Raw genomic sequence first — 14,138 nt, forward strand, 5'->3', positions numbered from 1 at the left:
TATCATTTGCCAAAGCGCTGACCTGGGCCAATGGGTGAATCATGTGGGCAGCGTCGATGCTGCCTGCATCACCCAGCGCTGATAACCGGACCGCTCACTCAGTTGTTGATACCAACGAGAAACATTGGGTGGTAGCACCCAGTCGCTTTGCTGGCTAAGGCAATGGATTAAACTTCCCACGGCAATATCTGCCAACGTAATGCGATCTGAAGTGAGATATAGCTGGCCGTCGAGAGCATCATTAACTCTATCTAGCTCATAGCGGCATTGTTCCATCGCCCGTTGTTTCGCTTGCCTCTCATCAGAACCGTCAGGCGTCGAGGCAAACAAAGCGGCCTTGATGACTGGCTGGAAAGAAGACAAGCACCAGTCCATCCAGCGCTCATAACACGAACGTTGAAACGCACAATCGGGATACCACATCTTGTTCCCGTAGCACGCCACCAAATAGCGCAATATGGTATGCGATTCCCAAACACTGTTGGGGCCATCTTCGAGCACGGGCACCTGGCGCATCGGACACCGCTGTGCGACCGCTTGGGCATCGTGCCGATTGTGGTGAATGTCGACTTCTTCTAACGCAATACTTAAATCCAGCTCATCAATCAGCCACATCACTTTTTGAACATTAATTGATAGCGGGTGCCCATAAATCTTCATTTGGCTCTCCTTGTCACGCGATAAAGCATTTCCTTGCTTGGGTGCGCCTTTGAGGCTCGCATAATCCTTTATCTATAGCAAGTAATCGGGTAGATCAGCCAAAAACCTCAATACTCGACCAATAATGCACGGAAACAGCAACAGGTTGCACCTCGTTTTGAGTGTTTTGTGATGTTTCCTTCTGAAACGGAAATTCCAAATTGCGGCAAGCTTATCCAGCTATGTCACATTTCTTTCATTATGTATTGGCCTGCCCATATATCAGCGTTAATCTATTGATTGTTAAGACTTATTAACAAAACACTCAACCAAGGAAGGATTATGAAAGCAACGGTATTAGCCAGTGCGCTAGCACTCGCATTGAGCGGCTCGGCATTGGCCGCGCAAGTTCCTGATGACGTCACACTCGCCGAAAACCAAACGCTTATCTGGGGCGTATCGGGAGAAGTACCCACGTTAGACCCCACCAAATCCAGTGATTCAGCCAGCAATAAAATCATCTCCGATTTGTTTGAGGGATTGATGGTGCGCAATCCAAATGGCGACGTGGTGCCTGGTTTGGCAAAAGATTGGGAAGTAAGCGAAGACGGGCTAACGTATACGTTCCATCTGCGCGAAGCCAAATGGTCTGACGGTGAGCCCATTACCGCTGCCGATGTGGTTTATACACTACAGCGTGTGGTTGACCCGGTCACTGGCGCGCCTTATGCGTGGTACCTAGGCACGGCCAATATCAAAAATGCTAAAGCGATCACCGACGGCGAAAAACCCGCCGAGCAGCTTGGCGTCAAAGCCATCGACGATCACACGGTGGAATTTACCCTTGAGCGCCGCACGCCCTACTTCCCAAATATGCTCACCCACTCGTCCACCTACCCGGTACCACAGCACGCGTTAGAAGCCTTTGGTGACAGCTGGACGCGCCCAGATAATATGGTCAACTCTGGCGCCTATAACCTCACCAACTGGGTCATTAACGAGCGTATTGATTTGGCGCGTAACCCACTTTACTGGAATAACGACGAAACGGTGATTAATAAAACCTCCTATGTCGCCTCCAGTGATGTCAACGCTGAGTATAACCGTTACCGTACCGGTGAAATTGATATCACTTCGAGCTTTCCACTCGAGGCCTTTGATCAAATTAAGAAGGAACGCCCTGATGAGTTGATCACTATGCCGTCTCTGGCGACCTATTATTATTTGTTTAATACAGAGAAAGCGCCCTTTGACGATGTGCGAGTGCGTAAAGCTTTGTCGTATGCGATTGATAGAAACATCATTACCGACATTATTCTTGGTCAAGGTCAGCTTCCGGCATATAGCGCCACGCCACCAGCCATCAATCATTTTGAGCCACCTAAGCTCGAATGGGCGGAAATGAGCCAAGATGAGCGCTATCAAAAAGCCAAAGCTTTGCTAGCAGAAGCCGGCTTTACCCAAGATAACCCACTGGAATTTGAGCTAGTCTATAACACCATGGAGTCACACAAAAAACTGGCGTTAGCCGTGACGTCTATGTGGAAGCGTCACCTTCCTGTCAATGTCAACTTGGCCAACCAAGAGTGGAAAACCTTCTTGCAAAAAGTCTTGCAAAAAGACTTTGATGTCGCCCGTGACGGCTGGATAGGTGATTACAACGAGGCATCCACGTTCCTGAGCTACTTCAGCAGTGATGGCATGAATAAAACCAGCTGGGGCAACGAAGACTATGACAAAGCACTTGATCAAGCGTTAACGGTGGCAGAGCCCGAGAAACGAAAAGCGTACTACCAAGAGGCAGAGCGTATTTTCGCCCGTGATATGCCAGCGATCCCATTGTACTTCTACACCCGTAGCGTGATTAAGAGCCCGAAAGTGGGCGGGTACAACACAGATAACCCCAACAAGCTTCGGTATACACGCAACCTGTATATTACTAAAAATTGATCGCCACTGAATAAGTCGCTATCAAACACGAAGCCCAACGCCACGCTTTAACGCGTGGCGTTTTTATTCATACGCACAAACAAAAAAACGCCAGCCTTTCGGCCAGCGCTTTTTTTTAATTTGGCTCCCCCAACTGGACTCGAACCAGTGACATACGGATTAACAGTCCGCCGTTCTACCAACTGAACTATGGGGGAATCGTCTTTACGACAACGAGCGAGATGATAGGCAATCCATTATCTCGGTGCAAGCCTTTTTTCAATAAATCCCCACACACTCGGCTCGAATGGCTAAAAAGGCAACAAATCAGACGATTAAACTATCGTTTTTGCACTGACGTAGGTAAAAGTGCAAATATACAATCCAGTAGCTGACTTCGAGGACCCAGAGACATTGGACAAAGACGCATCGCTCCCACTGTTTGTTGCCGGCCCCATGCTAAGGCGTACGACACAACATGAAGTAACCTTATGGTCAGTGCTGACACAAAAGCCCGACGATGGCACCGTGTCGGTTTATCAACACGACCAGATATTAGCATCCAAGCCATTATCAGCTGGGAATTGGTTTCGTATTGGCGAGCGTGCGTGGATCGTGCTTCATCATCTCCGGTCGGCCCATGGATTTCCTGTCGATCGCCCCTTGTCATACGACATACAAATCAACCGTAGTGGATTGGCTGACATCCAACCAGATGTCTTATATGACAACGAGCAAGCGCCCTCTTTTTGTATTCCCTCAACAGCCACCCACATCGCGCATGGCTCATGTCGACATCCTCACCACCACTGCGATGATGCCCTCGTCACTCTCGACCAACATTTAGCCACGGCCCCTATGACACAATGGCCCAATATGTTGATTATGAGTGGCGATCAAATCTATGCTGATGACGTCGCCACGCCGATGCTGCAGCGTATTCGCCGATTAATTGCCGTATTGGGTCTTAAAAATGAGTATTTCGAGGCCGCGCCCATTGTCGACTGCCGTGCATTGGATACACACCCTGACAGCTATGTGCAACGCGGCAAACTTCTCCCTAACCAGCGTGCGGAAAAAGGCAGCCGCCTAGAGAAACTGTTTGGTCAACCACTGCCTATTTTTACATCCAAAACCGTCTCAAATCATCTGATAAGCTTTGCAGAGCACGTTGCCATGTATTTGCTGGTGTGGGCCCCCGTTTCTTGGGCGCTAACAGATGGGCCTCATCTTCAACCTCCCAGTCAACTTACCGAGGAGCAACGCGAGCGCTATCAACAAGAAAAAGCCACTTTGGATGTGTTTCGCGCCGGCTTGCCTCAGGTGCAAAGACTGTTTGCGCACCTATCAACCTATATGATCTTTGACGACCATGACATCACCGATGATTGGAATATCACTGTCGGATGGGAGCAGGCGGCGTACTTTAATCCCTTTTCTCGCCGTATTATTGGTAATGGTCTCATGGCGTATTGGTTGTGCCAAGGTTGGGGCAATGCGCCCGATAACTTTAGCCAAGACTTTCTTACTACCGCCCGCCAAAGCGCCTATCAGCCCATTGATATTCGCGACCCAATAGACATACAAACAGAGGCTCACCAGGCCATGGTGGAGCAATGTCTGCGCTTTGAACACTGGCATTACACGGTGCCAACGACGCCACATCTCGTGGTATTAGACACACGTACTCGTCGCTGGCGATCCGAATCAAGAATGAATAAACCGTCGGGTCTGATGGACTGGGAAGCACTGATGGATTTTCAACATGATCTACTAAGACATGATAGCGCGGTGATTGTCTCTGCTGCCCCCATGTTCGGTGTTAAGTTTATTGAGGTATTGCAAAGAGTCGCGACCTGGCTAGGCGTGCCCACTGTCGTGGATGCCGAAAACTGGATGGCCCACCCAGGGAGTGCCAATACGCTACTTAGTATTTTTCGTCATCAACGCACGCCCACCAATTACGTGATTTTATCTGGGGATGTGCATTACTCGTTTGCTTATGATATCCGAATCCGATTTCGCACCCATAGCCCGCGTCTGTGGCAAATAACCGCCAGTGGTTTCAAAAACCGCTTCCCCGAGCCACTCCTCACCATTTGCGAGTGGTGCGATCGAGTTTTGTTCAGCCCACTGTCGCCACTGAATTGGCTCACAAAACGCAAGCGTATGCGTATTGAGCGGCGCGACCCTGATACACCAGGCCCGAAGCGTCTCGTCAATGCCAGCGCCGTGGGGTTGGTCACTTTGAATGAAGATGGCTCTCCACGCACCATTAGCCTTCTGAAGACCGATGGTCAACGCGTCTCTTTTCCCGAAAAGACAAACACCTAGAAAGCTCGCCTGCTACATCACCGTGATTATCATCGATGAAATTTGGATAATCGCGGTAAGCAGGCCTAACCTTATAAAAGGTAGGCCGATAACAGGAGGCTTTATGCAAGGAGAAAACCACGCACTCGTTTTTGATTTCCCAGAGCATCGCGATCGTATCCACCATCTGAAGCAATGTGACCCAGCGTTTCAACTCGATGCACAACGCTACCACCAACTTGATCACCATATTCGTGGTTTAGAGATGAACCAAATCCCTACCAGCGACGATGTTTTTACCGCCATGAAACGACAGCGCGCGCACCTCAAAGACCGCTTGTACGAAAAGCTACGCACACATTAATGGGAGGTGATCAATGCGTCTGTCGCATTCATTGTGCTTGGTGGTTCTGTTTCTTGGAACAATAGGGGCTGCAGAGGCGAAAACCATCAACACGGAGGCGGTAAACCTCCGTGTTGAAACATTGAAGTCCGTTTTTTCTCACCCATGGGGGATCACTGAGCTTCCGGATGGCGATCTGCTAATCACTGAGCGAAACGGCAAACTTAAGCGTTTAACACCTAATGGGCTAGTCGTTTCAATTTTAGGCACCCCGAAAAACGTGTTTCAAGAGGGACAAGGGGGGCTACTAGATATAGCCTTGGCACCTGACTTTGCTACCAGCCAGCGTTTGTACCTCTCCTATGCCGCCGTCGATGAGCAAGGACAAGCAGGCACGGAGGTAATGATGGCCACACTGTCTAAGGATGTATTGATTGACAATCGCGTTATCTTTAAAGCCCTTCCCAAGCGCGGTGGCGGACGCCATTTTGGTAGCCGTTTATTAGTCACCTCTAACCATCTGTATATCACGCTCGGCGACCGTGGCCAGCGCAATCGCGCGCAATTTGCCGACGATCATCTGGGTGCGCTCGTTCGTCTTAATCTTGATGGCACAGTACCGAAGAGTAACCCGTTCACAAAGGTGGATGACAAACGTGCGGAAGTGTTTAGCTTCGGACACCGAAATATCCAAGGTATCGCATTAGATAACAACGGTACACGTATTTGGGCACACGAGCACGGTCCCCAAGGTGGCGATGAGCTCAACGTTATCCTCGCCGGTGAAAACTATGGCTGGCCGACCATCACGTATGGCGTTAACTATGGGCTGGGCACACAAATCGGAGAAGGCACATCCCATCCTGGCATGCGCCAACCTGTGTATTACTGGGATCCCTCTATCGCCCCATCGGGCATGACGATGGTCAACAGCCAGCAGTTTCCGATGTGGAACGGGGATTTACTGCTCGGGTCGTTAAAGTTTGGCTTGTTAGTGAGGCTAGAGCTGGAGAATGGCCAAGTCACGCATGAAGAGCGAATGTTAGAGGGTCAGTTTGGCCGCATTCGCGATGTGATACAAGCACGTGACGGCAGTTTGCTCATCCTCACTGATAGAAGAAATGGCAGTGTATTACGGGTGACACCATTATCAGAGTAGCAGGTAGGCACTAGGTAAGACTAGAGGTAACCTCGCCGTCATTGTGAGGTATCGACAGACGATATTGCTCACCATCGTAGTCTAAATTGGTGACTAACCACGCGCTTTGTGATTTAGCGCGATCATCGAATTTAAGCCCACAATGATAACGCTCACCTTTAAGACGGTGACTCAATATGACCCCACTCATTGTCAACGCTTGGCTGGCTGAGATACCCGTTAGGCTGAGCGTTGCATTTTGTTCCGTATCAATCTGTAAGCCAATCGCACGGTAAGAAAACAAGCATCCGCCCACAGAGAGATCGTGTATCGTCACGGGTACGCTCGCTTTACCGTCTATGCTTAACGCTGCAGAGAGCTCGACATTGAAACGCTTGTCTTGACGCAAAGGCGTGGCGCTAGCACCGTCACGAGCCAGCTCGACACATAAAAGGGTATGGTGGGCTTCCATCAAGCCTTGTACTTTTCCACCAAATCGAATCAGCGAACCATCGGCAGACACACCATGAAGACGTAACCGATAACCCGCCCCAAAATACTGCTTTTTCTGTTGGGCCGACAGTTTGGGCAACTGCAGATAACAAAAGCGTTGTCCATCACTGCCAATCAACAACCCATTAAATCGAAACAAAGCTTTAGTTGGCGTCTGAATATGAACACGTACCAAGGTTGCCACTCCCAACTTAAGTACCGCGTGAGTGACAGCTAAAGCGATGGCTTCTTGATTTTTTTCTATCGCGTTGAGTTGCTCTTTTATGGGCATATTGGCGGTCGTTGTCATCCGTTAATAGGAATTACAGTATTTTCATCAACATCGGTTGTATTGAGTATAGATCGCACTATTCGCCCATGTTAATTTTTCGACACATAAAGCACTCATCTATCAAGGACACATCATGAAAGGGACGCTAAAACGACTACTGCTCGGCACAATGCTGGTCAGCTCCCCCCTTGCCCAAGCCAGCGATCAAGCGGAATGTGGCAAGGTCTCTATCGCGGATATGAATTGGAACTCAGCCACACTCATGGCACATGTTGACCAATTTATCTTAGCGCATGGATATGGGTGTGATGCCTCTCTTGTCCCAGGCGATACCATGCCTACCGGTGTATCGATGACAGAAAAAGGCGAGCCCGATATTGCCCCAGAGTTTTGGACAAACTCACACAAAGCAATGTTGGATAAAGGCGTGCGAGAGGGGCGATTACGGTATGCAGGCAATGCATTCTCACAAGGGGGCAACGAAGGCTTTTGGGTACCCAAATATATGGTCGATCAACACCCCGAGCTAGCGACTATTGAAGGTATCAAAGCGCATCCAGAGCTGTTCCCTCATCCCGAAGACCCTGACAAAGCCGCATTTATGGGTTGCCCGGCGGGATGGACATGTCAAATCTCAGCCCAGCACATTTTTAACGCTCTTGAGTTGGACAAAGCTGGCTTTGAAATTGTCGACCCAGGCTCTGCAGCAGGCTTAGCTGGCACCATCGTGCGTGCCAATGAGCGAAAAAACCTTGGTTTGGTTATTATTGGGCACCGACCCCTGTAATGGGAAAATATGAAATGGTTGAGGTCGATTTGGGTGCCGATGTCAATTTAGCGCACTACAAACAGTGTATAACTCAAGCGGACTGTCGCTCACCCCAAGTCACCGCATTTCCTACCTCCCCCGTGCACTCACTGACCACAGCATCATTTGCCAAACAAGCGCCCGCGGCATTCAACTATATCAGCCGCCGCGAATACGATAATCAGGTAATGAGTGACATGCTGGCTTGGATGGATACCTACCAAGCGGACGGTGAAATAGCCGCAGACGAGTTTCTTCGACGCTATCCAAGCCTTTGGCATCAGTGGGTCGATACACAAACTGCGCAACGTGTCGAAGACGCACTACGATAACGGTAGAACATACGCCTTCAGAGACGTCAACAGACATGACTTGCCGAGGGTCAAGCACGACCTCGGCAAGCATAAAAGTGTGTTACTCGATCACGCCAAGCTCACGGAGGCGTTCCATCAAATAACTGTTAGCCGTATGGCGCTCAGACAGGACAACATCAGGCTTAGGGTGCAAAAATAGCGGCAGCGAGATACGCGCTTTGGTTTTATCCGCGCCTTCCGGGTTCACGACACGGTGAGTGGTAGAAGGGAAATAACCGCCGGATGCTTCTTGAAGCATATCACCAATATTGACGATTAAATTACCAAAATCACAAGGTACATCTAACCAGCTCCCATCTTTCGCTTTAACTTGTAAGCCAGGTTCATTGGCAGCAGGCAATATTGTCAGCAAATTAATGTCTTCATGAGCCGCGGCTCGAATCGCTCCAAGCTCTTCATCACCCTTTAATGGTGGGTAGTGTAAGACACGCAATAAGGTCTGTTGGCTACCATTAATCATGCTAGAGAGCGGTTGCGAGAAATGTTGGCTTATATCAGAAGGTGATTGACGCTCTACCCACGAGAGCAAGGTTTCCGCTAAATGCGTGGCATGCTCGTAATAAGACTGTAAATTCCCTCTCAAGGCGTCTGGACACTGCCCCCATGGGTAATAATGAAAGAACTCTTTCAGATCACGCTTGGTATGGCCTTTCGCCGTTTCTGCTACTTTTGAGGGAAAAAAGCCGTCTTGGGTGTCGGGCTTATAGGTAAAGCGGTGCTTGTCTTCGGTATTAAAAAAACCTTCCCATTGCTGATAGATATCGGCGACCCATTGTTGCTGCAAAGGGTGATTTTTTAATACACCAAAACCTGTTTCACGTAGGGATTTAACAAACGCCTGCTCTGCATCAGGCGCAGTAAAGTCAATGGCTTGCAGTGTCATAATGCTCTCGTAATCGTTTGCTTTTTATCATGAGGTAAGTGAAACAATAGTGTAACAGGCAGGTAAACGGGTACAATGCCATCCTGTTTTCACAGAGAAACGCTTTGTTTCTATACGGGGATAATTTAACCTCAAGATAGGCAAACGTGTATCACGTGTTACACTCTATGCCGTTGTCAACGCATGGAGGTTATATGGGCGTTATTCGTTGGATCCTAGGTAAAATTATTCTGGTTGTAGAGTCATTGACCCAACCCAAATCCCCTCAATTAAACGCCGCGCAAAAGCAAGCAATGGACACATTGGCGCAGCAGGTCACTTTATACCAATTTGCGGCCTGCCCCTTTTGTGTAAAAGTGCGCCAAGCAAGCCGAAAATTCGGCTTACCGCTTCAGACCAAAGACGCGAAGCGCAACATGGATGCCAGAAAAGAGCTTGAACAAGGGGGAGGGAGAATCAAAGTCCCCTGTTTGCGTATCCAAGAGGCAAACGGTGAGGCGCGCTGGATGTATGAATCAGATGATATTATTGCCTATTTAAACAAGCAAACCACACCAATCATTGAAAAATAATTAGACACTCATCAGGCTAGCGTCTATGTTTTTAGTGACAAGACTCCTTCGCTTGCCCCTTGTTGCCCGACCGGCTTATGCCATTTATCGGGCTTTGCTAAACTGCCCTAGCCCTATGCGTGGGCAGTTTTCTTTTTTAATTCAATAGTAAATCGCGTGACTGTATCTGGTTTATTCATACGATCCACCAGCCCTTACTGCCAGAGAAATGGACCCTTTCCCATTTTCCTTCGGAGCGTATATCATTGCGGTCATCGCTCTGTCTTGAGTTAGGTTCAATCACACACTAGCTTTAAAAAGATGGAGATAATAAGGAGTATGACATGACAACGTACGATCCCAGACACACTATCCGCAAAAGCCGTTATACCAACCTGCTCATTGTTTTCGCGCTGTTGTGTCTCATGCTGGTCAGTCATGGTGTCAAAGCAAGACCGATCTTGACCCTCTATGGCGATGTCGCCAAGCAATCGTTTACTCGTGAAGAGCTGATGCAGCTGGCTGACCGCACAATTGAAACGGAGACCCCTTGGACGGAAGGTAGGCAGGTTTTTCTCGGTGTGTCAGCACAAAAACTGTTGAAGGTTTATGACAAGCAAGGTCATGAATTGAAAGTTCACGCCCTCAATGACTATTGGTCCAAACTATCGACGGACGAGATTAATAAGTATAACCCTGTTTTCGCCATCAAGAAGAACGGTGAATGGATGCCTATTCGCGACAAAGGGCCGATTTGGGTGATCTACCCATTATCCGAATTTAACCAGTACGACAATGAGATTTTACATAGCCGTATGGTTTGGCAAGTGAACCGTATCGAAATATTAGAAAAAGAATAAAAACAGCCTTATTGGCTCAATCATGGTTTTTGCCTACACCACGAGCCTCTAGACTAACCCATAAGCTGCTAGGCAAAACACAGTAGTAAAGGATTGTATCAGCATGGTAAAGCGCCCTCTTATCGGTTTCATCATTTTTGTATTTACCACGTTAGCCTTCGCGGCCGCGGCGCTTTACCAGTTTCATAATGCCTACGCACGGCAAGCACTTCATACCCAATTGTCGGCATGGGCTTTAGCACAAATGGAGCTAGAAACCTTAGAGTTTCGCAATGAACTCGCCTTGTACCTCGCCACGGCAACAGACAAACAGTCTCTTATCCTCTCTTATGACATCCTATGGAGCCGTTATGACACGTTTTTAAGTAGCCAAGAAGCCGCGCCCATGCGTCGCACGTTTGATGCCCAACCTGTGGTACAACGTGCTTTTCGTTTAATTCAGCAACACGAGCAAGCGGTGTTGAACGGTGACCGTCAGCGGCTTTCTGGCCTTCTTCATGAAATGGATATTGTCCTTCCTCAGGTACGAAATCTGATGGTAAATAATTTTACTGGCCCGGCGGCTATCGAACAGCGCGCGTTTTTACAGCACCAACTAAAAACCATGTACGCGGCCATCATTATACTGATGTCGTTATTGATTTATTTCGCCTTTCGCCTCTATCGCAATAGTAGCAGACAGCAAAAAATGGCATGGCACGATAATCTCACCGGCCTACCCAATCGCAACTACCTCTTGGAATATCTCTACAAAGCCGCCCATAAAAAACAAATACACACCTTGTTATTGATCGATGTTCGTCGTTTTAAAGACATCAATGATCTGATGGGATACGAACAAGGCGATGTCGCGCTAATACAGTTAGCCAATGAATTAAAAAGTATGTGCTTGCCTTATGGTTACCCTTGCGCACGGATCAGTAGTAATGAGTTTGCGGTGCTCGCATACACCGACAATCGCCATCTGAGCTTTTTTACTCAACCTTTGTGCAACGCGTTGCGAAGCGCAATTGACAATGTTTATCCGGGCCATCGGTTAGCGGTGGCCATTGGCGTCGCAAAGAGCCTCGATTTAGATGATACTGTCATCAGGAATCATCGCCAGTTTGCCAATCAACTGTTAAACAACGCGGATCTTGCCCTGATGAAAGCCAAAAGAGCGCCTGTGACGCAAGACAGTGTTGATATATTCAAAGCGGAGTACGAGCAAGAAGCGAAGCAACGTCGTCAATTACGCGATGAGCTCAAGGCTCACCTTGACGATCCCTATCAAGAGACACTCTATGTATTGTTCCAACCCATGGTGTCATCGGCGTCAAGGCGCCTCGGTTGTGAGTGTTTGATTCGCTGGGACCATGCTGAGTTTGGTCCCATTGATCCAGCGCTCATCGTCAGTGTCGCCGAAGAATCAGGCCTGGGTCGGAGGTTAGGTGCCTGGCTTTTGCGTCAAGTTTATCTGGCATTAAACACCGAATGGCAAACCATTAATGACCGCATTGATATTGCGATTAACCTTTCTGACTCGTTTTTCAACGAGTCCTTGATTGCCGATGTGATCACTGTGTTTGCCGATCACCCAGAACAACGTAAACAACTGATTTTTGAGGTCACAGAGACGATGACCATCGACGATATTGGTCGCTTCAGTCTGTTGATGAATCAACTGCGCGACGTCGGTATTCGGATAGCGCTCGATGATTTCGGTACCGGTTGGTCATCTATGTCAGTACTCAGCCACCTGAGCTTTGATAAAGTCAAAATTGATCGCTCATTTGTCACCGGAATGGCCAATACACCACGCCAGCATGTGCTAGTGGATACCATTTGCCATATGGCGCACCAGCTCGATATTCGCGTGGTTGCCGAGGGCGTCGAAACACAAGAACAACTCACCAGCCTAAAGCAGATGGGCGTTGACGAATTCCAGGGCTACTTCTTCGCCAAGCCACTGTCCGCACTGGACTTTTATGCTTTCTGCATCGATCACTTAAATCATAAAGACAAGTTATTGATAGAGGACTAATCAAAAACTTCTTCTATATCGACCACTTTTGAGCGGTTAACCGTAATTTTCCAACGTTGATACACCGTCGGCTGCCCTTTTAACCGCTGACAACTAATAAGATTAAATTGATGCCGCTTTTCAACCGAATCTTTGAGTACTTGGCCTTCATTAAGCCGATATAAGCGCTGGCTACCGCGGTCCATAAGGCGAGAAAAAGAGCGGAAGTCAAACTTCCACACATCACGAGTGGTGTCATAGCCCGACAAAAAACGGGTTGTCTCTAATTGTGTTTTCACTTTAAGCCGCACTACCGCCTCTTCCCGTTGACGAAGTTTGCCACGACGCAATTTCTTCACTTCATCGGGTAGGGCAGCAAAATCCATATAATCTAGCCACTCTAACTGCCGACCTATTTGTCGATTGGATGTGGGGTCAATAAAACGTTTTCGCCACTTGGGACGCCCTTTACGAATCCAGCGCCACAGCGCATCACGTAAATCATCTTTAAAGATCTCTCGCAATGCATACACACCCGCCATGGCCAACACGAACGATAAGGTGATTTCGCCTAAATATTGACGTGCACGGACAATAACAGTGGTGACAAACAACATCACAAACGCCGTCGCAGACGCTTTAGCCAGTTTGTTAAGATTTTTACCTAACGCCTGCGGCACTTGGCGAATCGTTACGGGAAACTCAATCAAGCGGCGCGCAAGGCGCATCTTATTGACCATACGGGTAGGATCACGCCGTGCTTTATCCGAGTTATAACGGTTGACAAGACGGTGTGCCTCCTCAGCTTGGCACAATTCAATCAATTGCTGGCGTACCCCCTTGTAGACGTTTCCACGCGGCATATGGGCCAGTAACGACAGAAAACGTTGCTCGGTCAACCAAGATAAATAGTTATCTATATTATGGTAATACTTGAGTAGCTTGGTGTTTTGCGGTTTATAGCGCCGGAGTCGCCGTAAAATCTCCACCGCCATCTCTATCGTATCTTCTAACTGCTCTAACGCTTGTTCATCCTCTAGCCCAGCAACGGATTCAAAAAAATCGTGCGTCGCTTTTTCGAGCGATAAGGCATACTGGTACGCGTAGAGACTCAAGCTCACTCGATATTGTTCGGTTGGCAGTTTGTCACGACTGGCCAGGCGAGCATGCACCAAGGGCAGATGATAACGAGACGTAAAATACGTCCGACTATTAGCAAGGACACGGTAGTAAAACTCATCTTCAGAAAGCACATGCTTACCAAACTTAAGCTCACCAGGGACGAAGAGATAAAACTCGACCTCTTGGGCACTGACTTCTTCATTGAGCACAGCCACCCTGACTGATAAGCCCTCATGTTTGTCTACTGTGATCACGACTGCTCTCCTGTGAACGCCAATAAATTTGCTACCAAGCGGATCCCCCATAATACGCATGCAACCAAGGTGTTACGAGTATCGCACATTTACCGCAACACGAGTGAAAAACAGCCATCTAGCCTTAATCAAACTGGT

11 protein-coding genes, 1 tRNA gene and 1 pseudogene are annotated in these 14,138 nt (G+C 48.4%); 8 read left to right on the plus strand and 5 right to left on the minus strand.

Translation table 11 applies throughout. From position 1 onward, the window contains the following. Positions 1 to 39: 39 nt before the first annotated feature. Positions 40 to 660 (minus strand): glutathione S-transferase family protein, encoded by a 621-nt coding sequence (locus N8M53_RS13885; protein WP_269580455.1) that lies wholly within the window; start codon positions 658 to 660, stop codon positions 40 to 42. 321 nt (positions 661 to 981) lie between these two features. Between N8M53_RS13885 and N8M53_RS13890 the strand changes: the two genes are divergently transcribed. Further along, positions 982 to 2,589, plus strand: coding sequence for a peptide ABC transporter substrate-binding protein (locus N8M53_RS13890; protein WP_269580456.1), 1,608 nt, complete (start codon positions 982 to 984; stop codon positions 2,587 to 2,589). Between the two features lie 121 nt (positions 2,590 to 2,710). Here the strand turns inward: N8M53_RS13890 and N8M53_RS13895 are convergent. Beyond that, positions 2,711 to 2,786, minus strand: a tRNA-Asn gene (locus N8M53_RS13895). Between the two features lie 238 nt (positions 2,787 to 3,024). Between N8M53_RS13895 and N8M53_RS13900 the strand changes: the two genes are divergently transcribed. The 3 genes from N8M53_RS13900 to N8M53_RS13910 all read left to right on the plus strand — a co-directional run bounded on the left by N8M53_RS13900 (position 3,025) and on the right by N8M53_RS13910 (position 6,383). After that, positions 3,025 to 4,902: an alkaline phosphatase family protein gene (locus N8M53_RS13900; protein WP_269580528.1), complete on the plus strand. Its 1,878-nt coding sequence runs from the start codon at positions 3,025 to 3,027 to the stop codon at positions 4,900 to 4,902. A gap of 103 nt (positions 4,903 to 5,005) precedes the next feature. Next, positions 5,006 to 5,245, plus strand: coding sequence for a YdcH family protein (locus tag N8M53_RS13905; RefSeq protein WP_269580457.1), 240 nt, complete (start codon positions 5,006 to 5,008; stop codon positions 5,243 to 5,245). 13 nt (positions 5,246 to 5,258) lie between these two features. Continuing rightward, positions 5,259 to 6,383: a PQQ-dependent sugar dehydrogenase gene (locus tag N8M53_RS13910; protein WP_269580458.1), complete on the plus strand. Its 1,125-nt coding sequence runs from the start codon at positions 5,259 to 5,261 to the stop codon at positions 6,381 to 6,383. Between the two features lie 10 nt (positions 6,384 to 6,393). On the opposite strand, the gene N8M53_RS13915 is transcribed toward N8M53_RS13910, so the two are convergent. Then, positions 6,394 to 7,146 carry a PilZ domain-containing protein gene (locus N8M53_RS13915; protein WP_269580459.1) on the minus strand — a complete coding sequence of 251 codons (753 nt, stop codon included), beginning with the start codon at positions 7,144 to 7,146 and terminating at the stop codon, positions 6,394 to 6,396. Positions 7,147 to 7,279: 133 nt separating this feature from the next. On the opposite strand from N8M53_RS13915, the pseudogene N8M53_RS13920 reads away from it, so the two are divergent. Next, positions 7,280 to 8,286 (plus strand): annotated as a pseudogene (locus tag N8M53_RS13920) (ABC transporter substrate-binding protein). An 82-nt stretch (positions 8,287 to 8,368) separates the two neighbouring features. On the opposite strand, the gene N8M53_RS13925 reads toward N8M53_RS13920, so the two are convergent. After that, a complete protein-coding gene (locus N8M53_RS13925) occupies positions 8,369 to 9,211 on the minus strand; it encodes a 2OG-Fe(II) oxygenase family protein (RefSeq protein ID WP_046075660.1) in 843 nt (280 codons plus the stop codon). A gap of 194 nt (positions 9,212 to 9,405) precedes the next feature. Between N8M53_RS13925 and N8M53_RS13930 the strand changes: the two genes are divergently transcribed. From N8M53_RS13930 to N8M53_RS13940, 3 genes are all read left to right on the plus strand, one after another. After that, positions 9,406 to 9,783 (plus strand): glutaredoxin family protein, encoded by a 378-nt coding sequence (locus tag N8M53_RS13930; RefSeq protein WP_269580460.1) that lies wholly within the window; start codon positions 9,406 to 9,408, stop codon positions 9,781 to 9,783. 404 nt (positions 9,784 to 10,187) lie between these two features. After that, positions 10,188 to 10,622 (plus strand): oxidoreductase, encoded by a 435-nt coding sequence (locus N8M53_RS13935; RefSeq protein ID WP_269580529.1) that lies wholly within the window; start codon positions 10,188 to 10,190, stop codon positions 10,620 to 10,622. 103 nt (positions 10,623 to 10,725) lie between these two features. Further along, positions 10,726 to 12,645, plus strand: a complete 1,920-nt coding sequence (locus tag N8M53_RS13940) for a putative bifunctional diguanylate cyclase/phosphodiesterase (protein ID WP_269580461.1) — start codon at positions 10,726 to 10,728, stop codon at positions 12,643 to 12,645. Here the strand turns inward: N8M53_RS13940 and N8M53_RS13945 are convergent. Further along, positions 12,642 to 14,000 carry a hypothetical protein gene (locus N8M53_RS13945; RefSeq protein ID WP_269580462.1) on the minus strand — a complete coding sequence of 453 codons (1,359 nt, stop codon included), beginning with the start codon at positions 13,998 to 14,000 and terminating at the stop codon, positions 12,642 to 12,644. The genes N8M53_RS13940 and N8M53_RS13945 overlap by 4 nt on opposite strands. Between the last annotated feature and the right edge of the window lie 138 nt (positions 14,001 to 14,138).

Source organism: Salinivibrio kushneri (genome assembly GCF_027286325.1).
GTDB lineage: Bacteria > Pseudomonadota > Gammaproteobacteria > Enterobacterales > Vibrionaceae > Salinivibrio > Salinivibrio kushneri_A.